Consider the following 22825-nt stretch of genomic DNA (forward strand, 5'->3'; position numbering starts at 1 on the left):
CACCCCCGCGCCTTCCCGCCCGCCTTGATCGGTGCGGCGAGCCGCGCGGTGCCCTCCGGAGCCGGACCCCCGGCCCGGGCGGCGGCGCTGCCCGCCGCCAGCGGGTCCGACACGGCCGACGGCGTGCGCCCCAGCAGGCGCAGCAGCACCTCCCGGGCCGCCGGACGCCGCGCCGGATCCTTGGCCAGGCACGCCGCCACCAGCTCACGCAGATCACCGTCCAGCCCGCCGAGATCCGGCTCGGCCCGCAAGATCCGGTGGACGAGCGCGGGCAGCGGCCCCGCCCCGAACGGCGGCGCCCCCGACGCCGCGAACACCATGGTCGCCCCCCACGCGAACACGTCCGCCGCCGCGCCCGCCCCCGGCCTGAACTGCTCCGGAGCCATGTACGGCGGCGTCCCCGCCACCTCGTCACCCGCCCCCGCGTCCCCCACCGGCCGGGCGATGCCGAAATCGATCACCCTCGGCCCCTCCGGGCTCAGCAGCACGTTGCCCGGCTTGAAATCCCGGTGCACCACTCCCGCCCGGTGGATCGCCGCCAGCGCCGTCGCGGTCCCCACCGCCAGCCGGTGCAGCTCGCGCCCCCGCAACGGGCCGCGCGCCGCCACCGCCTGCTGCAACGTCGGCCCCTCGATGAACTCGCTCACCACGTACGGCTCGGCCCCCGCCGCGCCGACCTCCAGGACCTGCGCCGTGCAGAACGCCGCCATCCTGGGCAGCACCTCAGCCTCCCGGCGCAGCAGCGCGGCGGCCTCCTCGTCGGCGGCCCGCAGCACCTTGACCGCCACCGGCCGCCCGCCCGGCGCCTGCGCCAGGTAGACCACGCCCTGCCCGCCCGCGCCCAGCCGCCCGCGCACCACGTACGCGCCGATCCGCGCCGGATCGCCGGGCTGCACCGCGGCCGCCACCGGTCAGCCCCGCGTGTAGCGCACGTCCACCAGCGGCTCACCCGGCGTGCGCAGCTCGGCCAGCACCCGCACCACCTCACCGGCGAAGTCCGTCACCACCACCTCGCTGCGGTCGCCGTCGCCGGGCACGACCTGGATCAGGTGCTCCTCGTCGTACCAGCCCACCATGCCCGCCCCCTTCCGCGTCGGCACCGTGGCCACCCGGGCGCCGCCCGCCGCCGTCCACACGCAGGCGGCGAACCGCTTCGCGCACCCGCTCGTGACGAACCGGCCGCCGCTCGGCGAGAACATGTCCGCCGCCCCCACGACATGCCCCACCCAGTGCATCATCCGCGTCACCCGGCCCGACTCCGCGTCCCGCACGCGCACGCCCTGCCCCCACTCCGCCGTCAGGTAGCGGCTGATCACCGACCTCCCGTCGGGCATCCACCGGTACTCGGCGTAGAAGCTCAGCGGGTTCACCTTCCCGCCCGTCGCCAGCGCCGCCTGCCGCACCTCCGCCCCGTCACCCGTCGGCACGAACCTGGCCGACCGCGCCGCCACGTCGATGATCACGTACCCGGCGCTGAACGGCTGGTTCTCCTCCCCGACCTTCTCGAACCGCTGTACCGACAGCAGCAGCCGGTCACCCCGCCGCGACCAGCTCAGGCCGACGGACTGGTACGGCGGGCGCAGCACCGGCACGCTGAACCGCTCACCGGTCAGATGGTCGGCGAACCACACCGCCAGATGATCCCCGGCGGCCGCGTACAGCGTGTTGAAGCTCGCCGTGTAACGCCCGTCGGGCGACGCCTCCGCCACCACGGTGTGCGGCCCGGCGTCGCCGAACCGGCCCGTCCGCGGGTCCCGCGTGTAGCGGCGGCTCTCGCCCACCCGCACCGACGTCAGCCGCACCCGGTCGCCGGGATGCTCGTACGCCACCCCGAGCCCGCCCGGCAGCGGCACCTCGGCCCCCTCCGCAGGAGGCCCGTCCGCCGGGGCCACCGCTCTCGGCGTCCACGTCCCTCCGGGCCGCGCCTGCTGCGCCACCCGCGCCGCCCCCGCTCCCGGCTCGCCCACGGCCAGCGTCACTCCGGCCGACACACCCCCGGCCACCAGCGCGATCACCACCCCCGCCGCGGCCACGACCCCCCGCCGCCGCTTCCTCCCCGCCCCGGCAGCCTCCACCGCGCTCGCGCCGGCCGACTGCGGGACGGGCCCAGGGACGGGACCAGGGACGGGCCTCGGGACGACCAGGACCGTCTCCTCGATCAGACGCAACAGCGCCTGCTCCGCCGTCGGCCTCACCTCCGGGTCGACGGCCAGGCAGTCGGCCAGCAGCTCACGCAACGGCCCTTGCGGGAGCGCGGCCAGGCTCGCCGCCCCCTCCGCCATCCGGGCGAGCCGCCCGCCGAAACCGTCCCCGCCGAACGGATCCCGCCCGGCGGCGGCGTACGCCACCGTCGCGGCCCACGCCCACACGTCCGTCGCGGGCCCGAGCTCCCCGCCGCGCGTCCGCTCAGGGGCGAACAGGTCACCCGGCTCCAGATCGATCGGCGACGTGTCGTGCCCCCCGCTCAGCACGTCGTGAACCTCCGGCACCGCGCACAACAGCCGCGGCCCGTCCGGCCCGAGCAGCACCCGGCTCGGCCGGATCCCCACGGGAGCCAGCCCGGCCCGGTGTGCCGCCGCCACGGCCGTCACCGTCCCGATCGCCAGCCGCCGCAACGCCGCCCCCTCAACCGCCCCACTGCCTGCATCACTGTCCGCATCACCTGGCCCGTCGGCGGCAGGGTCCGGCCGGGTACGGGCCGCTCCGCCTCCGCTCTCACCGGGACCGCCGGCGGCGGCGGCCGGGGTGAGGCGGGCCAGGAGGGAGCCGCCCTCGACGTACTCGGTGACCACGTGGTCAGGGCCCGCGTCCAGGACGGCCACGGCGCCGACGGGGGCGGCCTCGCGCAGACGGGCGAGCCGGGCGAGGTCGGGGCGGCGCTCGGCCGGCCTGCCGTAGTGGCGGACGACCACCGTGCGCCCCGAGGGGGAGGTCGCCAGGTGGTGCGAGACGCCGCAGCAGCCCGTGTGGAGGGTGCCGGCGAGGCGGTAGCCGCCCACGGCGCGGGCGTTCACCGGGCCGCCCGGGCCAGGCGCAGGCCGGGGGTGTCGTCGGCCGCCTCCAGGGTGGCCAGCAGCCGCCGGGTGCCCTCACGGAAGTCCAGCGCCACGAACTCGTGCGGCGTCCGGCCCGGGTCCAGGATCATCAGGTGGTCGTCGTCGTACCAGCCCCACATCTCCGCACCCTTGATCGTGTTCACGTAGGTGGCGACGCGGACGCCGGTGGCGGCGTCCCACGCGCAATGGGATCCGCCGCTGGGGCAGTCGGTCAGCATGAGCCGGCCCGACGGCGAGAACAGGGCGCGGCCGACGCTCGGCCCGGTCCACGGCATCGTGCGCGCCTCCCGGCCGTTCAGGTCGCGGAAGCGCAGGCCGGTGTGGCCGCCGCTGTCGTGCGAGGCGACGACGCCGTCGCCGCCGGGGGTCCAGGCGTACGGTCCCGTGTCGCCTTCCGTGGGGACGGTTCGGGCCTGCCGGGTGGCGGTGTCCAGGACGGCGAATCCGGCCGTCCTCCGCTTCGGGCCGCTCACCGTGAGGAGCAGCCGGGACGAGGCCCGGTCCCACACGGGGGAGGCGGCCCGCTCGGGCACCCGTACGGTGAAGCGCTCGCCGGAGCGGCGGTCGGCGACCGTCACGTCACGGCCCGCCTGGAACGCCACCCGGGTGCCGTCGGGCGAGGCGGCCACGTCGTCCGCCGCCACCCCGGCCTCGATGAACCCGTCCCACTGGGCCGCGCGCAGCCAGGTGCCGCGCTCGTTCCGGTACGCGACGACGCGCTGGGGATCGCCGGGATGCTCGTACAGGGAGAGTGCGATCCCGGCCGCCCGCATCGTGGCCTGCGGGGACGGGAGCGCGCGCGGGCCCGCGGCGGTCACCGACAGGTCGGGCAGCGACAGCGTCGGCGACGGGACGGGCCGGGAGGCCGCGCCCACCCGGTCGGCGATCAGATGGCCCGCCCCGGCGGAGACCACCGCCACGGCCAGCGCCCCCGCCGCCAGCCCCGGCCACCCCCGCCACGCCACCCCGCCCGAGGCTGCGGCGCCGCCTCCCGGGGTACGCCCTGCCGCTCCGGCCTGGGACGGTGCGGCCATCCCAGGGGTGTGGCCTTCCGACGCCGGGCGCGGGGCAGCCGGGCGGGCCCCCGCCGGACTCGCCGGGCCGTCCGCCTCCAGGCTCGCCGGGCCGTCCGCCTCCGGGCTCGCCCGGAACTCGTCCGTGGGGGAGTGGGGCGCGGTGTCGGGGATGAGCGTGCGGGTGGAGTGGCCGATGAGGCGGAGCAGGAGGTCGCCCGAGTCGGGCCGCGCCGCCGGGTCCTCGGCCAGGGCGGCGGCGACGGCGGGGCGCAGGTGCTCTTCGAGGGCGGCCAGGCCGGGCTCGTGGCGGAGGCCGCGATCGGCCGAACCGGTGGCGGCGTACAGGATGGTGGCGGCCCAGGCGAACACGTCGTCCGCCGGGCCCATGACCTGCTCGGGAGCGCCGGTGGGGGCCGGGGGGAAGGCCAGGCCGTAGCCGGTGACGCGGACGCCGTCGGGCCCGAGGACGACGGTGCCGGGGCGCAAATCGCCGTGGGTGACGCCGCCCTGGTGCAGCCCCACGAGGGCGGAGGCCGTCGCGATGGCGAGCCGGTGCAGCGTGGTGCCCGTCATCGGGCCGTCGGCGGCGACGGCGTCGGCGAGCGACCGCCCGGGGACGTGCTCGGTCACCGCGTACGCCCGGCCGCCGGCGACCCCGGCGGCCAGGACGCGGGCCAGCGACGGCGCGTCGAGCTCCGTCAGGGCGGTCACGCGGTCCGCCGCGCCGGGCCCGCCGGGCAGCCAGGCGACTTCGACGTGCCGGCCGCCGGCGTCGCGGGCCAGGAACACGGGCCCGCGGTCGTCGTGCCGTAATCGTCCCAGCAGGACGAACCCGCCGAGGTCCGCGGGATCGGATCGCTGTAATGGGGAAATTTCCGTCATTGCCTCAGCAATTCATCGACAGCCGACCGCCTGATTATGGATCAGGCGCTTCCGGTCGTGGAAGACCGGCGCCCGGCCGTCTTACCCTGCCAGGGCCCGGAGGAGGACGTCCCCACGCCGGGCCCGGGACGGGCCGCCACGGCGGTGGTGGGTCAGGAAACGAGCTCCCCGGCCTGGACGACGTGCCGGATGCGGCCGGGGTCGGCCAGGACGCCGAGGTCGGCGAGCGGGTCGCCGTCGAGGACCAGCAGGTCGGCGTGCGCGCCCACGGCCAGGGTGCCGATCTCGCCGGCCATGCCGAGCAGCTCGGCCGCGTTCACCGTGGCGGCGCGGAGCACGTCCAGCGGCTTCTGCACCTCGCCGCGCAGGCGGAACTCCTGGTTCTGGTGCCGGTGCATGCCGCCGAGCAGGTCGCTGCCGTACACCAGCCGCACACCGCCCCTGGCGGCGCGCTCCAGCGCCGCCAGGCCCGCGCCGAGCACCGCGTCGACCTTGCGCCAGCTCGGCTCCGGCAGCCCGTGGGCCACGCCCTCCTCCTTCAGCGCCCAGTACGTGACCAGCGTCGGCACCAGGAACGCGTCACGCTCCAGGAACAGCTCCACGCTCCGGTCGTCCAGCAGGTTGCCGTGCTCGATCGAGCGGACCCCCGCCTCCAGCGCCCGGTTGACCGCGCGTGCGGTGTACGCGTGCGCGGCCACGTAGCGGTTGGCCGCCTCGGCCTCCTCCACGATGGCGCGCAGCTCCTCCATCGAGTACTGGGTGGAGTCGATGCGGTCGGTGGGGGAGGCGACGCCGCCGGAGGCCATCACCTTGATGTGGTGGGCGCCCTTGCGCAGCTCGTCGCGGGCGGCGGCGCGCACGGCGTCGACCCCGTCGGCGACCCGGCCGAGCCCGGCGCAGCACGGGTGGTCGTCGTGCACCCGGGTGCCCCGGCCGCGCGAGTCGCCGTGGCCGCCGGTCTGGCTGAGCGCCCGGCCGCAGAACAGCAGCCTCGGCCCCCGGATCAGCCCTTCGGCCTGCGCGTCGGCGAGCCCGTAGTCGGCGCCGGAGGCGTCGCGGACGGTGGTGAAACCGCGCGCCAGCATGCCGCCCATGATGCGGGCGCTGTGCGCGGCCACGTACGAGGGCGACCAGGAGGTCAGCCCGCCCAGGTCGGCGGTGGCGGCGGTGACGTGCACGTGCGCGTCGATCAGGCCGGGGACGACGACCGCGCCGGCCAGGTCGACCACGCGCGTGCCGTCGGGGGCGGTCAGGCCGCGGCCGGTCTCGGCGACGCGCCCGTCCGCGCAGCGCAGGTCGGTCTCGGTGAAGTCGCCGGTGTCGGGGTCGAGCAGCAGGGCGTCGCGCAGCAGCAGGCTCATCGGGCGCCTCGCAGCGCGGGCACGGCCAGCGGCGCGAGCGCCTGGGCGGCGGCCACGGACGTCTCGTCGTAGCTGCCCTCGGCGTCGAGGATGTTGAGCGCGCCTAGCACGGTGCCGCCGTCCACGACGGGCACGTTGACGATGGCGCCGCAGCCGAGGCTCTCGATCAGCTCGTGGTCGGCGAAGATCTCGCGTACGGCGGCCCGGTCGCGGCCCAGGTAGGGCAGCCGCTGCTCGATGCAGCGGGTGAGCCACTCCTGCGCGACCTCCACCGTCTTCTCGCCGCCCACCGGGTACTGCTCGGGGTGGCTGCTGTGCACGCGGCGCAGCGCGCGCCGTTCGGGGATCCAGGCGAGCACGGTGAACAACCGCGCGCCCACCTGCTCGCGTACCTTCTCCTGCAGTTCCGGCAGCCCGGTCACGACGTCATCTCCTTAGCTGCGCCGGCGGGCTCGCCCCGCTCGGTCAGGTCTTCCAGGGAACGCCCGGCGGTCGCCAGGCCGAACACCATCACGCAGATCACGCCGGCCGCGAGCACGGCGGTGGTCATGCCGAACACGCCGCCGAAGCCGAGGCTCGCGTACGACACGCCGATGATGGTGGGAGCGAGGATGCTGCCGACGCGGCCGAACGCGCTCGACAGGCCGGTTCCGGTGGCCCGGATCCAGGTGGGGAACACCTCGGGGGTGTAGGAGTAGACGCCGGCGTAGGTGCCGTTCAGGAAGAACGACAGCACGGCGCCCGCGACCGTGATCGACACGGGCGTGTCCATCTGCGACAGCCAGAAGGCGCTGACGGCCGATCCGGCGAGGTAGATCGCGATGGTGTTCTTGCGGTCGAGCCGCTCCGACAGCCAGGCGGCGGAGAAGTAGCCGGGGATCTGCGCCAGGTAGATGATCAGCGAGAACTCGAAGCTCTTCGTCACCGTGATGCCCCGCTCCACCAGCAGGGTGGGGATCCAGGAGAAGAAGCCGTAGTACGAGAACGTGATCACGAACCAGATCAGCCAGATGACGCCGGTGCGCCTGGCCATCGCCCGGCTCCACAGGAACCGCAGGGCGTTGACCAGCGTGACCTTCGGCGTCTCCCGGACGGGCAGCGCGGCCGCGGTCTCGGGCACCGGGGGCAGGGGCCGGCCGGTGGCGAGCTCGACGCGCCGTTCGATGTCGGCGACCACGGCCTCGGCCTCGGCGGTCCTGCCGTGCTGCAGCAGGAAGCGCGGCGACTCGGGCAGCGAGCGCCGCCACCACAGCAGCATCAGGATGGGCACCGCGGTGATGATCTGCGCGATCCGCCAGCCGTCGTCGAACGTGGGCACCACGAACCGGCCGATGAGCGCGGCCCCGACGAACCCGAAGGAGAAGAACCCGGCCAGCGCGCCGATGAACCAGCCGCGCCGCTTGGCGGGCACGAACTCCGACAGGAACGGCGCGATGATCGCGCTCTCCGCGCCGGCCCCGGCCCCGGCCAGCACCCGCGCGCCGAGGAACACCTCGTAGTTCGGCGCGAACGCGGCCACGACGGAGAACACCGCGTAGAAGGCGAGCGCGTACATCATGACCTTCTTGCGGCCGATGCGGTCGCCGAGCAGGCCCGCCGCGATCGCGCCGAACAGGAAGCCGAACGGCGAGGCGGAGCCGATGATGCCGAGCTGGCCGTTGCTGAGGTTCCACGCCTCCTGGGCGCTCGGCAGCAGGAACGCGACGACGGCCGAGTCCATGCCGTCGAAGGTGTAGCCGAGGCCGCCTATCAGGAGCAGGAGGTAGTGCGGACGGCTCAGGGGGAGCCGGTCCAGCCGGGCCAGCAAGGTCATGGCACAGCCTTCCTAGGGCACGGGGCCCTGCCAGGGAGGGGGAGTTATTGCAACGTATAGTGCAAATCGGGCAAGATGCAATGGTCCTTGCAATATTTGGAAAATGTACGATGTCTCCCGGCGAGGGAGGGGCGCGTGACGGACAGCTTCGAGGAGTGGCTGCGCGACCGCGTGCCGGAACGCGGGCTGCGCCCCAAGGCCGCGGCGGTGCTGGACATCCTCATCACGCAGCCACGCCGGGCGTCGTTCGGTTCGGCGGCCGAGCTCGCCGCGCTCGCGGGCGTCAACGTGGCCACCGTCACCCGCATCGCGCAGGCGCTCGGCTTCGCCGGGTGGCCCGCCCTCCAGCAGGAGCTGCGCGCCCGCTACCTCTCGTCGCTCAGCGCGCCGCAGGTCGCCGCCGAGCACAGCGGCGAGGGCTCGCCCAGCGCCCGCTCGCTCCGGCGCGACCTCGACAGCCTCGCCCTGCTCAACCGCCGCCTGGACGAGGGCGTGATCCGGACCGTCGCCGAGGCCGTCGCCGCCGCCCGCCGCACGGTGATCGTCGCCGACGGCAGCTACGCGGCGGTCGGCATGGCGCTCGCCCACAACGCCCGCATCGCGGGCTACCCCGTCGCGGCCGTCACGGCGGGCGACTCCGAGCTGTCCAACACGGTCGCGGCGATCGGGCCCGGCGACGTGCTGATCGCCATCAGCTTCTGGCGGCTGTACGAGAGCACGGTCCTGGCCGCGCACGAGGCCCGCGCGCGTGGCGCCCGGGTGTTCGCGCTCACCGACGCGGCCAGCCCCGCCCTGGCGGACGCGGCCGAGGAGGTCGTGATGGTCCCGGCGGAAGGGGTCGCGTTCTTCCCGTCGCTGACCGCCGGGCTGGCCGTCGCCCAGGCACTGGTCGCCCAGCTCGCCGCCGTCGACCCGGCGCGCACGGCCGCCGCCATCGAGACGGCCGAGCGGATGTGGACCAAGTTCGGCCTGCTCCACCGGCGCCCCGCGGGCGGCGAGCCCACCGGCCCGTAGAGACGGCCCTGGTGACAGGCCGGAGCGGATGCTTGATCGGGTCCGGCCCCGCCCATAGCCTCGTCGTGCCGGACCTACGACGAGGGGGCCTCGTAGTGACCATCCCGCTGGCGGTGGCCGTGGCAGTGACCGAGCTCGCCGCGACCGCGCTCGTGCCCGCCGCCGCCGGACGGCTGCCCGGCTGCCCGCTGGTGTTCGGGCACGGCGGCTACCCGAAGAACCCCGGAGCCAGCGCCAAGGACCTGATCCGCCAGCCGAACCACCCCACCGGCATCGAGCACATGCGCGCCGAGGGCGCCGACGGCCTGGAGGCCGACGTCCAGCTCACCCGCGACGGGACCCAGGCGGTGATGTGGCACAACACCACCACCAACGGCCTGACCGGGCCCAACCGCGAGATCACCGACCTGTGGTGGGCCGACGACGACGGCGGCCTGCGGTCCCGCCGCGTCTCGCGCGGCCCCTACGCGGGCGAGCGCGTCCACACGCTCGGCTCCTGGCTCGACCACGCCGCGGCCGCCGGGCTGATCGCGCTGCTGGAGATCAAACGCCAGGCCAGACCCGTCCTGCGACGCTCCGAGGAAGCCTGGCAGGAGCTGTCCGGCCCGATCCTCGAACGGCAGGACACCCAGCGCATCCTCCTCTACTCGGCCGACCCGTGGATCCAGCGCGAGCTCGCCACGCGGCACCCCGGCCTGCTGCGGGGCGAGGCCGTCCGCTGGACCGACGGCGTCCCCTGGGACGAGCCGCCGCCCGGCTGGCGCGCCCAAATCCCCCGCTGGACGAAGATCCTCAAGCGCGGCCCGGCCGGCGTGCTGACCGACTACCCGGCCGACTACCGCCGCTGGCTGGCCGGAAAGTGCACGTGACGGGCCCGTACGAGCCGGACTGGGCGGCGGTGCGCAGGCGGGTCGCGGACGCGCCGTGGGCCGCCCGCGTGCTCGGCGCCCTGGAGGCCGACTTCGGGCACTGGTCCGGTCTGCCGCTGCCCGGCCCGGAACGGCCGTCCGCCTGGACCCACCACTACTTCTGCGACGCCGACGGCGCGCCCCTGCGCCACGACCCCGCCACGCCCGACCGGCACGCGTGCACCGGCTGCGGCAAGGTCTACTCGGGCGAGCCGTGGGACGGCGCCTGGCGCGCCATCACCCACAACGCCGCCGCCGCGCAGGCCCAGCGCGCCGCCCTGCTGCTGCGCCTGACCGGCTCGCGCCCCGCCCGCGACGAGCTCGAACGCGTCGTTGGCGGCTACGCCCGCCGCTACCGCGACTACGCGCCCCACGGCCAGGCCGCCGGGACCGGCCGCGTCCAGCCGCAGGGGCTCGACGAGGCCGTGTGGGCGACCGGGCTGCTGCGCGCCGTGCGCTGGGCGGGCGACGCCCTCACCCCCGCCACCTCGGCCGCCCTCGACGGCCTGGCCCGCGACGTCGCCGCCCTGCTGCGCCCGCAGGCGGGCGCCGTGCACAACATCCCGTGCTGGCTGCTCGCCGCGCTCGCCGAATGCGCCGTACGGCTCGGCGACACCGCGCTGCTCGCCTGGTGCCGCGACTCCGAGTTCGGCGTGGAGGCGCAGGTCAGGCGCGGGTTCCACGACGAGGGCCTGTGGTACGAGGTCAACCCGCACTACCACTACTACGCGCTCGCCGCCCTGCTGTCCTACCGCGAGGCGGCGGGCCCGGCCGGGCTGTCGGCGACGGCCGCGCAACGCCTGGCCCGGGCGGTCACCGCGCCGCCGATGCTCGCTTACGACGACGGGCGGCTGCCCGCGTACGGGGACGGCTGGGCCGAGTGCTTCACCGCCGACTTCGCCCCGCACGCCGAGGCCGCCTGGTCGCTCCTGCCCGAGCGGCCGCCCAGCCCGGCCCCCTACTACGCGCACCCGCGCCCCGCCCCGGTCCGCCTCTGGTACGGCGCGCAGCTCCCCGACGGGGTCGCGCCGCCGCTGACCGGCCGTTCGTCGGTCGCCGCCCTCGTCTTCGGCCCCGGCGACCTCCCGCCGCCGCCCCCGGACCCGCCGCGCTCGTTCGTGTGGCCGGGGGCCGGGATCGGGCTGCTCAGGTCCGGCCGGGTGCGCGCCGCCCTCCGGTACGGGCCCGACGCCGGCTGGCACGACCACCGCGACAAGCTCGGCGTGGACGTGGCCACCGCGACCGGCTGGTCCAGCCTCGACCTCGGCACCAGCGGCTACGGCTCCGGCTTCACCGCGTGGCTGCGCTCGCCGGTCGCCCACAACACCGTCACCGTCGGCGGACGGCCCCAGCCGCCGCACACCGGCCGCCTCGTCGCCTCGTCGCCCGGCCACCTGGCGGCCGAGTCCGCGTTCGACGGCCACACGCTGCGCCGCGCCCTGACGGTGACCGGCGACGGCTGGACCGACGAGTTCACGGTGACGCCCGCCGCGCCGGACGCGATCGAGTGGACCTTCCACGGCGACGGCCCGTTCACGGCGGACGGCGAGCCCGCCCTCCTCACCGGCGACCTCGGCCACGCCTGGCTGCGCGACGTGCGCCGGCTGCGGGCGCATGCCGGGGTGCTGCGCGGCGCCTGGGACGCCGACGGCGCGCCGTCCCTGGAGCTGACCGTCCCGGACGGGTTCGAGGCGTACGCGGCGCTCGCCGATGGCAACCCGAACGGCCGCCCGCTCGGCATCGTCCTGCTGCGCGGGCACGCGGCACAGGCGCGCGTCCACGCCCGCTTCACGCTCCCGCCGCCCGTGCCCTGAGCACAACCGTTCAAGACCCCGCCCGCCCGCTGCGGCTACAACGAGGGGATGGACATCGGCTTCATCGGCCTGGGCCTCATGGGCGGGCCCATGGCGGTCAACCTGGCCCGCGCGGGCGGCCTCGTCGTCTGGAACCGCACCCCCGCCCGCGCCGAGCCGGTCCGCACGGCCGGCGCCGACGTGGCGGCGAGCGCCGCCGAGGTGTTCGGCCGCGCCGGCACGATTCTCCTCATGCTCGCCGACGAGGCCGCCGTCGACGACGTGCTGCGCCGGGGCACGCCGGAGTTCGCCGCCCGCGTCGCCGGGCGCACCGTGGTGCACATGGGCACGACCTCGCCCGCCTACTCCGCCGGGCTGGACGCCGACGTGCGCGCCGCCGGAGGCCGGTACGTGGAGGCGCCCGTCTCCGGCTCGCGCGGCCCCGCTGAGGAGGGACGCCTCGTCGCCATGCTCGCCGGGGACCCCGGCGCCGTCGCCGACGTGCGCCCGCTGCTGCGGCCGATGTACCACAAGAGCGTCGTCTGCGGCCCGGCGCCGTCGGCGCTGCTGATGAAGCTGGCGGTCAACCTGTTCCTCATCACGATGGTCACCGGGCTCGCCGAGGCGACGCACTTCGCCGCCGGGCACGGGCTGGACCTGCGCCGCTTCCAGGAGGTGCTGGCCACCGGCCCGATGGCCAGCGCCGTGTCGCGCGGCAAGGCCGCCAAGCTCGTCGAGGGCGAGCTGTCCCCGCAGGCGGCGGTCGCCGACGTGCTCAAGAACAACCGGCTCATCGCCGAGGCCGCCCGCGCCGCCGGGCTCGCCTCACCGCTCCTCGACGTCTGCCACGAGCTGTTCGCCGAGACGCTCGCGCTCGGGCACGGCGGCCTCGACATGGCCGCCGTCATCCGGGCGATCGAGGCCAGGACCGGCTGAACCGCAGGCGGCCTGCCAGCGCGCGGGCGTGAGGCCGTACGCGCCCTTGAACCTGCGCGTCAGATGGCTCTGGTCGGCGAACCCGGCCGCCTGCGCGGCGACGGCCGGCGGGAGCCCGGCGCGCAACGCCCGCCGCGCCACGTCGAGCTGCCGCATCGTGCGGAACCGGGTCGGGCTGGTGCCGAACACGGCCCGGAACTGCCGGGCGATCGTCCACCGGTCCAGCCCCGACACCCGCTCGAACACCGCCACCGGATGCCGCACCGCCGGGTCGGCCGCGATCAGGTCACGCACCCGGGCCAGCGCCTCCACCGCCGCGGCCGCGCGCCCGGCGCCCCGCCCGGCCTGGCGCGCTCCCGCGTGCGCCGCCAGCGAGCGGGCGATCGCCAGCGCGACCTCCACCCGTTCGAGCTCGCCGAGCGGCTCGTCCAGCCGCCGCAGGCACGCGGCCAGCGCGGGCGGCATCCGCCGCACCACCGGGTCCGGCACGAACGGCAGCGGCCCGCCGCCCAGCGCCTCGCCCACCAGCGCCGGATCCACGTAGAAGATCCGGTAGCCGAACCCCTCCTCGGTGCCCGGCGCGCCGTCGTGCAGTTCGTCCGGGTGCAGGATGTGCCACTCGCCCGGCAGGCAGTGCCGCGCCTCGCCCCGGTAGCGGAACGTCTGCACGCCCCGCAGCGTGATCCCGATCGCGTAGCGGTCGTGCCGGTGCGGCGCGAACGCCTCGCCGACCAGCGACGCCGCCATCCGCTCGATCCCCTCGGCGCCGGCCCCGAAGCGCAGCCTCGCGCCGGGCCCCTCCCCGTTCACCAGGCGAAGTCCTCCAGCTCCAGCACCGCGCGGTCCATGTCCTCGGCCCGCCCCTGCCGCAGCAGCTTGGCATACAGCGGGTCGCCGCCGACCGCGCCCGCGCGGATGTCGCGGGCCCGCGCGCTCATCCGCGCCTGGATCTCCCGGACGATCACCGCCGGGTCGCCGTGCCAGCCGTACGCGTCCAGGAACGTCCGCAGCCGCTCGCCCCGCCTGTCGAACGCCCGGAACCCCTCCAGCTCCGCCACCCGGCGCGCGTGCAGCGGCACCCAGCTCAGCGCCGTCCACGCCAGGTCGGACTCGGCGCCCACCGGCCCGGCGAAGTCCCAGTCGAAGAAGCCCGACAGCCGCCCCTCGTGCCAGGCGGCGTTGAACGGGCTGGCGTCGTTGTGCCCGATGATCTGCCCCGGCGACCACTGCCCGCCCACCCGCCAGCGGGCGTCGGGCGGCGGCGTGAAGTCGGCCACGGCCGCGTGGTAGTCCCGCAGCCAGCGGGCCACCTGGCGCAGCGCCTCCTCCGTCCGCGTCCACTCCGGCCACACCAGCCGGTTGCCGAGCGTCTCGCCCTCCAGGAACGTGAGCACCTCCCGGCCCTGCTCGTCGTAGCCCAGTGCCCGCGGCGCCCCGGCGAAGCCCTTGCGCTCCAGGTGGCGCAGCAGCTCGTGCACGGCGGGCGTCCACGCCCGCGCCGCCCGCCTGACGGTCGCGCCGATCCGGATCGCGCCCCCGTCGTTGCCTCCTTCGAGCCGGATCCGCCGGATCTCATGGCGGCCTGCGGATCCGCTCATCGATCGCCTCCTCCGGGGTCCCGCCTCCCAGATTCTCAATAAGTGCGGGCATCTCCAAGAGGCCCAAAGACCCGTCGTACGCCTGCCGCGATCCAGATCGTGGCCAGGGCCGCGTACACGGTCAGCAGTGCGATCGGCCACACCCCCGACACCAGCGACGCCACCACCGCCAGGCCCAGCAGGGCCGCCCACCCGTACAGGACGGCACGGCCGCGCGGCGAGCCGGTGTGTGCGGCCTCCTGCACGGCGGTGACCAGCGCCATGACGGCGGCCCCCGCCGTGCCGAGGACGTCGCTGCCGAGCACGACGCCCGCCACCAGCGTCGCCGCGCCCGCCACGAGCAGGCCGCAGCAGGCCAGCGCCACCCGCGACTCGCCGCCGTCGAACAGCAGCCCGGTCGCCTTCGCGCGGGCCAGCCGCAGCACGGTGACCGCCTCCGTCACCCACGCCGCCCAGTGCAGCAGCGAGATGACCACGAACACCGCGATGACCGGAGGCAGCGCCGGCAGCAGGAACACCAGCCACCAGCCGCCCAGGAACCTGCGCCGCACCCGCGACAGCCACCGGTGGAGCGGGTTGCGCTCCTTCAGCGCCGTCACCAGCAGGTCCCTGGCCTGCCCGTAGCCCGGGTCGAGCCGCAGCACCTCGCGGAACGCGCCGGCGGCCACGCGCGCGTCACCGGACGCCAGCGCCGCCCGCCCGTACACCAGGTGCGCCGTGGCGCTCTCCGGCGCGAGCCCGACGGCCCGCCCCGCCGTCTCCGTGGCCGCCCGCGTCTGCCCGAGCGCCGTCTGCGCCAGCGACAGCAGGCTCATCAGGTCCGCCGACTCCGGGTCGAGCGCCAGCCCGCGTTCCGCCGCGCCCGCCACCAGCGGCCACTCGCCCTTCAGCACGTGCGCGCGGGCCAGCAGCTCCCAGATCGGCGGCCACTCCGGCGACAGCGCGAGCGCGGCCCGCCCGGCGGCGATCGCCTGGTCGGGCTGCCGCGCCCGGTTGTGCACCTGGCCCGCGACGTAGTGCGGGAACCACGAGTCGGGCGCCAGCCGCACCGCCTCGTGCGCCTCCGCCACGGCCTCGCCCGGCCGGCGCTGCTCGGCCAGCGCCAGCGCCAGCAGCGCGTGCCCGACCGCGTGCTCCGGCTCCTCGGCCAGCAGGCCGCGCAGCTCCCGCTCGGCGTCGGCGGGCCGGCGCATCTCCAGCAGCGCCCGCGCCCGCTGCACCGGGCCGGCGGCCTTCACCATCGGGCTTTCTTCACCATCGGGCCTTCACCATCGCGCCTTCACGAGCTGGCCTTCACCACTTGGCCTTGATCCACGGCATCAGCTCGTCCCACGCCCCCGAGTCGTTGGCGTGCAGCACGTAGTTGCGCGCCGTCGCCATCCACTCCCGCACCGACGTGGGCCGCACGCTCTTCGCCGCCGCCAGCAGGTCGGGCGTCGCCAGCGGGATCGCCCGGCCCGCGCTGATCGACTGCTGCAGCTTCGCCTCCACGGCCCGGTCGACCACGCCCTTCAGATCGGCGCCGACGAAGTGCTCGGTCACCCGCGCCACCGCGTCGTAGTCCATCTCCGCGATCGGCTTGTCCCGGCACAGGATGCGCAGGATCGCCGCCCGCGCGGAGGCGTCCGGCGGCGGCACGAACACGAGCTGGTCGAACCGGCCAGGGCGGCGGAACGCCACGTCGATGTACCAGGGCGCGTTCGTCGCCGCCAGCACCAGGACGCCCTCGTTGGCGTCCTGGTCCACGCCGTCGAGCTCGGCCAGGAACTGGTTGACGATCTGCCGGTTGTGCGCCTGCCGCATGTCGGAGCGGCGCGCCGCCAAGGCGTCCACCTCGTCGAAGAACAGCACGCACGGCCGGTTGCGCCGCGCCAGGTCGAACGTGGCCCGCAGGTTGCGCTCGCTGGAGCCGATGTACATGTCGAGGATGTCGGCCAGGCCGACGTTCACGAACGACGCGCCGAGCTCGCCCGCCGCCGCCCTGGCCAGGTGCGTCTTGCCCGCGCCCGGCGGCCCGTACAGCAGCACACCGCCGCCCGCCCGCTTGCCGAACGCGGCGAACAGCTCCGGCTGCTGGATCGGCAGCAGCAGCTTGACCTTCAGCGCCTCCTTCACGGCCTCCATGCCCGCCACGTCCGCGAACGTGAACCGGGACCGCTCCACCTCGGCGCTCGCCTCCGCCGCCGGCGTGGCGGGCGACGGCGCATCGTAAGCCCCGCCCCCGTACGCCGGCCCCGACGGCGCACCGCCGTACGGTGCCGGCCCTCCCAGGGCCTGGGGCGGGGCGGCGAGGCGGGCGGCGAGGGCGGGGTCGGCGAGCGACGGGTCGCGGGTGACCGCGTCGTGGTAGCGGTGCGCCGCCGCCGCGACGTCACCCTCGCCCAGCAGCGCCCGCGCGGCGAGCACGCCGAGCCGGGGCGGGCAGCCGGGCTCGCCCAGGAACGGCTCCAGCGCCGCCAGCGCCTCGCCGTAGGAGCTCTGCCGGACGAACGCCTCCGCCAGCCCCGCCGAGACGTCCGCGTCCTTGGGCGCGAGCACGAGTGCGGCCCGGAACTCGGCCTCCGCCTCGGCCAGGTAGCCCTTGGCCAGGAGCTGGTCGGCGAGGTGCCGCCGCAGGGGGAGATTGTCCGGAGACAGGCGCGCCGCCTCGCGGAGCGCCTGGAGGCCGGCATCGTCGAGCACGTGCCCGTCCTTCCGTCGGGGGAGTGGAATCAGGCAAGGCTATCGAAATCACCGGCCATGACCCCCAGCCCCCGACATATCCAGATACGCCCAGAAACGTCACCCATCCACGGCGGCGACGAGCCGGTCGACCACCTCAGGCGACAGCCCGATGCCGAACGTCCGGAACTTGGCCAGCGGAATCCCCCTGGCCAGCCCCATGAGCGCCGGGCTGAACCGGTCGAGCGCGGACCCGCCGAACGCCTCCTTCAGCACCCGGCTCCCCACGGGATGGTCCAGCCACTCGCCGAGCGTCGACATCGCGGTCAGCGGCGGCGCCCAGCCGTCGCCCGGCGTGCTCAGCTCCAGCCGCTGCCGGATGTCGCGCGAGGAGGCGCCCACCTCGACGGTGAACGCGCCCGGGTCGATCCGCCAGCCGCCCCGCGACGCCGACCACCACGCCAGGTCGCGGCCGGTCAGCGTGAACGAGACCCGCTCGCTCGCGCCCGGCTCCAGGCCGATCTTGGCGAAGCCGCGCAGCTCGTGCCGGGGCCGGGTGGGGCGCTCCTCGTCGAAGGCCACGTAAAGCTGGACGACCTCGTGCGCGAACCGGCTGCCGGTGTTGGTGACGGTCACCTCGACCTGCCACTCGTTCGCGCCGGTCTCGCGGGCCTCCAGGCCGGAGTAGGCGAACGTCGTGTAGGACAGGCCGTGGCCGAACGGGTAGGCGACGTCCACGTCCAGCGTGTCGTAGTGGCGGTAGCCGACGTAGCGGCCCTCGCCGTAGACCACGTGCCCGTCGCCGCCGGGGAAGTGCAGGTGGGAGGGCACGTCGGCGAGCCGGTGCGGGATCGTCTCGGTGAGGCGGCCGGACGGGCTGTGCGTGCCGAGCAGCAGGTCGGCCAGGGCGGAGCCGCCCGCCTGGCCGAGCAGCCAGCCCTCCAGGATCGCCGACGCCGCGTCCTGCCAGCCGGACACCGACACGACGCCGCCGTTGGACAGCACGACGACCACGTCCACGCCCGTCCCGGCCACCCGGCGCAGCAGCGTCGTCTGGTCGCCGGGCAGGTCGATGCCGGTGCGGTCGAAGCCCTCGGACTCGGCCGAGTCCGGCAGCCCGAGGAACAGCACGGCCACGTCGGCCCCGGCCGCCGCCTCCACCGCCTCCCGCTCCAGCTCGGGGTCGGCCTGCCCGTCGAGCCGGTAGCCGGCCGCGAACACCGCGCCGTCCAGCGCCGCCGCCAGCGACTCCCAGGCCGAGTCGAGCCGGGTCGGCACCACGTGCGAGCTGCCGTGCCCCTGGTAGCGCGGGGTGCGGGCGAGCTCGCCGAGCACGGCCACCTTGCGGCCGGGGGCGATGGGCAGCACGTCGCCGTCGTTCTTCAGCAGCACGGCGGACGCGCGGGCCGCCTGCCGGGCGACCTCGTGGTGCGCGTCGGCGTCCCAGCCGGTCGTGGCCGGCGCGGCGGGCACCCGCGAGGCCAGCCGCAGCAGCCGCCCGACGGCCCGGTCCAGCACCTCCTCGGGCAGCCTGCCGTCGCGGACCGCGTCGGCGATCTCCGCGTCGGTGCCGGTTGGCGGCATCTCCAGGTCGAGCCCCGCCTCCAGCGCCGCCACCCGGTCGGCCACCGCGCCCCAGTCGGACACGACGAGCCCGTCGAACCCCCACTCCTCCCGCAGCACCTCGGTCAGCAGCCACCGGTTCTGGCTCGCGTACACGCCGTTGATCTTGTTGTAGGCGCACATCACCATGTAAGGGGCGGCCTCGCGGACGATGTGCTCGAAGGCGGGCAGGTAGATCTCGCGCAGCGTCCGCTCGTCCACGTCGGCGCTGATCCGCATCCGGTCGGTCTCCTGGTTGTTGACCGCGTAGTGCTTGACGCACGCGCCGACGCCCAGCGACTGGATGCCGTCGACCAGGGCCGCGCCCATCACCCCGGCCAGGCGCGGGTCCTCGGAGAAATACTCGAAGTTGCGCCCGCACAGCGGCGAGCGCTTGATGTTCACGCCAGGCCCCAGCACGACGTCCACGCCCTGCGCGCGGGCCTCGCGGGCGATCGTCGCGCCGACCAGCCGCGCCAGCTCCGGGTCCCAGGACGAGCCGAGCCCCACCGCGGGCGGGAAGCAGGTGGCGGGCACGCTCCTGGTCAGGCCGAGCGCGTCGCCGGAGCTCTCGTCCTGCCGCCGCAGGCCGTGCGGCCCGTCCGACAGGGTCAGGGCGCGTACGACGTCGCGGACGGCGGTGGTGTGCCAGGTGTCGCTCCCGGAGGTGAGCGAGGCCTTCTCGGCGAGTGTCAGATCCTTCAACTGATGTCCAATCCCAGCTCGGTGAGGAAGGCGGCGACCGAGGCGCGCATGTCGACCCGGTCGGGGTCGAGCAGCCACTGCGTCTGCAGGCCGTCGACCACGGCGAGGAGTTGCCCGGCGACGACGTCCGGGTCGTGGGGCAGCGGCGGCGTGGCCTGCGCGAACAGCTCGGCGAGCACCCAGGCGGCGCCCTTGCGCAGCCGGCGGTAGCGCTCGACGAAGTAGGCGTGGGCCGGATGCCCGGGGTCGGTGGCCTCGGCCGACAGCTTCACGAACAGCCCGACGAGTCCCGGCGTCCGCATGCTGGCCGCGAGCTGGTCGACGTGCCGCCTGATGATCTCCACCGGGTCCAGGCCGGGGCCGGTGGCCGCCACGAGCTCGGCGGTGAGCACCTCGCGGCGCTTGAGCACCTCGATGAGCAGCGCGTCCTTGCCCGGGAAGTGGTGCAGCAGCCCGGCGTGCGTGAGCCCGGCGTGCGCGGCGATGTCGCGCAGGGACACGGCGTGGAAGCCGGAGCGGGAGAACAGCTCCATGGCGGAGTCCAGGATGCGCGCCTGGGTGCGCTCGCCCTTGGTCACCCGGCGTGTGGTGGGTTCGGTCACCGACCGGCCTTTCTGCTGTCCAGGGCACCCGGGTGCCCGGAAATCCGAACTTACCACGTGGTAGGAAACAAATCGGATGCCCGTCCCGTACCGATCTCTGTAGGGTCGGCGACGACCGCCGAGACCAGTGAGGGGGACCGCCATGCGCCGCAGCGCCGTTCCCCTGTCGCGGCATCTGTCACGGTACGAGGTGATCCTGGTGTCCCCGTCCGCCCGGCGCCCGCTGCGCGGCCGGCGCCGGACGTCCCCGGCGGCCCCATGACACGAGGGGCCACCGGGCGAATCGCGCTGTCCTGTCCAGAGAGATCCCGAAAGGGCCACGGACCGTGCGTGACACCAACCAGCTCGGCCTCGTCCGCAACCTGGGCATCCTCGCCCACGTCGACGCCGGCAAGACCACCATCACCGAACGCGTCCTGTACGTCACCGGCGCCACCCACAGGCGCGGCGAGGTGCACGACGGCACCACCGTCACCGACTACGACGCCCAGGAACGCGAACGCGGCATCACCATCTTCGCCGCCGCCGTGACCTGCGCCTGGGACGGCCACCGCGTCAACCTCATCGACACCCCCGGCCACGTCGACTTCGCCGACGAGGTCGAGCGCTCGCTGCGGGTGCTCGACGGCGCGATCGCCGTGTTCGACGGCGTCGCGGGCGTCGAACCGCAGAGCGAGGCCGTCTGGCGGCGCGCCGACCACCACGGCGTGCCGCGCATCGCCTTCGTCAACAAGCTCGACCGGGCCGGCGCCGACCTCGACGCCGCCGTCGCCTCGATCCGCGACCGCCTGCGCGTCACGCCGCTGGCCGTCCAGCTGCCCATCGGGCGAGAGGACGGCTTCACCGGCGTCGTGGACCTGCTGCGCATGCGGGCGCTGGTCTGGGACGGCGCGTACGAGGAGCGTCCCGTCCCCGCGGAGCTGCTGGAGGAGGCGCGGCGGCGGCGCGGGCTGCTGGAGGAGGCCGTGGCCGAGCTGCACCCGGCCGTGCTGGAGGAGTTCTGCGCGGGGACGCCGGTCGGCGAGGCGACGCTGCGGGCGGCGCTGCGCGACCTGACGCTGGAGCGCCGGGCCGTCGTCGTGCTGTGCGGCTCCGCCTACCGGGACCGGGGGATCGAGCCGCTGCTCGACGCCGTCGTGGCCTACCTGCCGTCGCCGCTGGACGTTCCGGCCGTGCCCGGCCGGGCCGCCGGCCCGGCGCAGCCGCTGGCCGCGCTGGTGTTCAAGGTCCACTCGACCGGCGGCGGACGGCTGACTTACCTGCGCCTGTACGCCGGGACGCTGCGGAAGGGGGACGCCGTGCTGGACGCGGGCGCCGGGCGCACCGAGCGCGCCGGGCGGGTCCTGCGTGTGCGGGCCGACCGGCACACCGAGGTCGACCGGGCCGTGGCCGGCGACATCGTGGCCGTCACCGGGCTGAAGGCGGCCCGGCCCGGCGCCACGCTGTGCGCGCCGGACGCGCCGCTCGTCCTCGAACCGCCCGCCGCCGCCGAGCCCGTCGTCTCGATGGCGGTCGAGGCCGGGCGGAGCGTGGACGCGGGCCGGCTGGCCGCCGCGCTCGCCCGCCTGGCCGAGGAGGACCCGTCGCTGTCGGTGCGGGCCGACCCGGAGACGGGCCAGACCGTGCTGTCCGGCATGGGGGAGCTGCACCTGGAGGTGGCCGTGGAGAAGATCCGCCGCGAGCGGGGGCTGGACGTCGCCGCCGGGCGGCCGCGCGTCGCCCACCGCGAGACGGTGGCGCGCGGCGTGACCGGCGTGCTGTACCGGCACGTCAAGCAGGACGGCGGCGCCGGGCAGTTCGCGCACGTCCAGCTCGACGTGGAGCCGCTCGACGCGGCGGCCGGCTTCGCGTTCCGCTCCGCCGTCACCGGCGGGCGGGTGCCGCGCGAGTACGTCCGCGCGGTCGAGGCCGGATGCCGCGACGCCCTCGCCGCCGGGCCGCTCGGCGGGCACCCGGTCACCGGCCTGCGGGTCACGCTCACCGACGGGGCGACGCACGTGAAGGACTCCTCCGAGGCGGCCTTCCGCACTGCCGGGGCGCTGGCGCTCAGGCAGGCGCTGCGCGCCTGCGCGATGGTGCTGCTGGAGCCGGTGGCCGAGGTCACGGTCACCGTCCCGGACGACGCGGTCGGCGGTGTGCTCGGCGACCTGGCCGCCCGGCGCGGCCGCGTCACCGGCTCGGCCGCGCGGGGCGGCACGGCGGTCGTCACCGCCACGGTGCCGCTGGCCGAGCTGTTCGGGTACGCCACCCGGCTGCGCAGCCGCACCCAGGGCCGGGGCGCCTTCACCAGCCGCCCGGCCGGGTACGCCCCGGTCTGACGCCGGGTATGCCCCGCTCTGCCGGCCGGACAGAGGGCCGTCCGGCCGGCGACCCCCCTGCACAGTTACATCGAATATTGATATAAATGCCGGGTGGCACCCTCACCGGAGGCCCTCGATCTCGGCGCGCTCGTCACCGCGATCGAGGACTTCAACACCCACTTCATCCGCCTGCCGTCGGTCCGCAGGCTCAGCTTCTCGACCCTGTCCGTGCTGCACACGCTCGCGCGCCGGGGCCCGATGCGGCTCACCGACCTGACGGCGACCGAGCAGCTCAAACAGCCCGCGCTCACGAGCCTGGTGGCCAAGCTCGAACGCGACGGGCTGGTGTCACGCCGCCCCGACCCGCGCGACGGGCGCGCCGTCCTGCTGACCCTCACCGAGGAGGGCGCGCAGATCGTCCGCTCCCGGCACGCCGAACGGGTGACGCGCGTCGCCCGCCTCGTCGAGCACCTGGACGACGACGAGCGCGCGGCGCTCGCCGGTTACGCGGCCGTCCTGACCCGGCTGACCGAGATCGCCGCCCGCCTCGATGACCAGAAGCTCGATGACTAGACGCT

General features: G+C 75.6%; 18 protein-coding genes. 6 read left to right on the forward strand and 12 right to left on the reverse strand.

Going from position 1 to position 22825, the window contains the following annotated elements:
• From KME80_RS24210 to KME80_RS24235, 6 genes are all read right to left on the reverse strand, one after another.
• Positions 1–908, reverse strand: a 908-nt coding sequence (locus tag KME80_RS24210; protein WP_219508419.1) for a serine/threonine-protein kinase, incomplete at its 3' end; no start/stop codon positions are given.
• Positions 909–911: 3 nt separating this feature from the next.
• A complete protein-coding gene (locus KME80_RS24215) occupies positions 912–3014 on the reverse strand; it encodes a serine/threonine-protein kinase (RefSeq protein WP_219508420.1) in 2103 nt (700 codons plus the stop codon).
• Positions 3011–4954 (reverse strand): protein kinase family protein, encoded by a 1944-nt coding sequence (locus KME80_RS24220; protein ID WP_219508421.1) that lies wholly within the window; start codon positions 4952–4954, stop codon positions 3011–3013. The genes KME80_RS24215 and KME80_RS24220 overlap by 4 nt, the downstream gene beginning before the upstream one ends.
• Positions 4955–5106: 152 nt before the next feature.
• On the reverse strand, positions 5107–6315 hold the full coding sequence (locus KME80_RS24225) for a metal-dependent hydrolase family protein (protein ID WP_219508422.1): 1209 nt from the start codon (positions 6313–6315) through the stop codon (positions 5107–5109).
• Positions 6312–6737, reverse strand: a complete 426-nt coding sequence (locus KME80_RS24230; protein ID WP_308125905.1) for a GAF domain-containing protein — start codon at positions 6735–6737, stop codon at positions 6312–6314. The genes KME80_RS24225 and KME80_RS24230 overlap by 4 nt, the downstream gene beginning before the upstream one ends.
• Positions 6734–8128 carry an MFS transporter gene (locus KME80_RS24235; protein WP_219508423.1) on the reverse strand — a complete coding sequence of 465 codons (1395 nt, stop codon included), beginning with the start codon at positions 8126–8128 and terminating at the stop codon, positions 6734–6736. Before KME80_RS24235 ends, KME80_RS24230 begins: the two co-directional genes overlap by 4 nt.
• 135 nt (positions 8129–8263) lie before the next feature.
• Between KME80_RS24235 and KME80_RS24240 the strand changes: the two genes are divergently transcribed.
• The 4 genes from KME80_RS24240 (at position 8264) to KME80_RS24255 (ending at position 12779) form a co-directional block, all read left to right on the forward strand.
• Complete coding sequence (locus KME80_RS24240) at positions 8264–9142, forward strand: MurR/RpiR family transcriptional regulator (protein ID WP_308125906.1); 879 nt, start codon at positions 8264–8266, stop codon at positions 9140–9142.
• Positions 9143–9237: 95 nt separating this feature from the next.
• Entirely contained in the window at positions 9238–10011 is a 774-nt protein-coding gene (locus tag KME80_RS24245; RefSeq protein WP_308125907.1) for a glycerophosphodiester phosphodiesterase, read from the forward strand.
• The gene (locus KME80_RS52815) at positions 10008–11864 is read left to right on the forward strand and encodes a heparinase II/III domain-containing protein (RefSeq protein ID WP_219508425.1); all 1857 of its coding nucleotides are present in this window, start codon (positions 10008–10010) and stop codon (positions 11862–11864) included. The genes KME80_RS24245 and KME80_RS52815 overlap by 4 nt, the downstream gene beginning before the upstream one ends.
• A gap of 48 nt (positions 11865–11912) precedes the next feature.
• Entirely contained in the window at positions 11913–12779 is an 867-nt protein-coding gene (locus KME80_RS24255; protein ID WP_219508426.1) for an NAD(P)-dependent oxidoreductase, read from the forward strand.
• On the opposite strand, the gene KME80_RS24260 is transcribed toward KME80_RS24255, so the two are convergent.
• The 6 genes from KME80_RS24260 to KME80_RS24285 form a co-directional block, all read right to left on the reverse strand.
• Positions 12669–13589, reverse strand: coding sequence for an AraC family transcriptional regulator (locus KME80_RS24260; RefSeq protein ID WP_308125908.1), 921 nt, complete (start codon positions 13587–13589; stop codon positions 12669–12671). The genes KME80_RS24255 and KME80_RS24260 overlap by 111 nt on opposite strands.
• The gene (locus tag KME80_RS24265; RefSeq protein WP_219508427.1) at positions 13586–14377 is read right to left on the reverse strand and encodes a phosphotransferase; all 792 of its coding nucleotides are present in this window, start codon (positions 14375–14377) and stop codon (positions 13586–13588) included. The genes KME80_RS24260 and KME80_RS24265 overlap by 4 nt, the downstream gene beginning before the upstream one ends.
• 35 nt (positions 14378–14412) lie before the next feature.
• On the reverse strand, positions 14413–15618 hold the full coding sequence (locus KME80_RS24270) for a tetratricopeptide repeat protein (protein WP_219508428.1): 1206 nt from the start codon (positions 15616–15618) through the stop codon (positions 14413–14415).
• A gap of 52 nt (positions 15619–15670) precedes the next feature.
• The gene (locus tag KME80_RS24275; protein ID WP_219508429.1) at positions 15671–17059 is read right to left on the reverse strand and encodes an ATP-binding protein; all 1389 of its coding nucleotides are present in this window, start codon (positions 17057–17059) and stop codon (positions 15671–15673) included.
• Positions 17060–17158: 99 nt separating this feature from the next.
• Entirely contained in the window at positions 17159–19345 is a 2187-nt protein-coding gene (locus KME80_RS24280) for a glycoside hydrolase family 3 C-terminal domain-containing protein (RefSeq protein WP_219508430.1), read from the reverse strand.
• A complete protein-coding gene (locus tag KME80_RS24285; RefSeq protein WP_308125909.1) occupies positions 19342–19947 on the reverse strand; it encodes a TetR/AcrR family transcriptional regulator in 606 nt (201 codons plus the stop codon). Before KME80_RS24285 ends, KME80_RS24280 begins: the two co-directional genes overlap by 4 nt.
• A gap of 326 nt (positions 19948–20273) precedes the next feature.
• Here KME80_RS24285 and fusA point away from each other — a divergent pair, with 326 nt between their 5' ends.
• Both fusA and KME80_RS24295 read left to right on the forward strand, forming a co-directional pair.
• Positions 20274–22265: an elongation factor G gene (gene fusA / locus KME80_RS24290; protein WP_219508431.1), complete on the forward strand. Its 1992-nt coding sequence runs from the start codon at positions 20274–20276 to the stop codon at positions 22263–22265.
• A 93-nt stretch (positions 22266–22358) separates the two neighbouring features.
• Positions 22359–22820, forward strand: a complete 462-nt coding sequence (locus tag KME80_RS24295; RefSeq protein ID WP_219508432.1) for a MarR family winged helix-turn-helix transcriptional regulator — start codon at positions 22359–22361, stop codon at positions 22818–22820.
• Positions 22821–22825: the final 5 nt, after the last annotated feature.

The organism is Nonomuraea ceibae (assembly GCF_019396325.1).
GTDB lineage: Bacteria > Actinomycetota > Actinomycetes > Streptosporangiales > Streptosporangiaceae > Nonomuraea > Nonomuraea ceibae.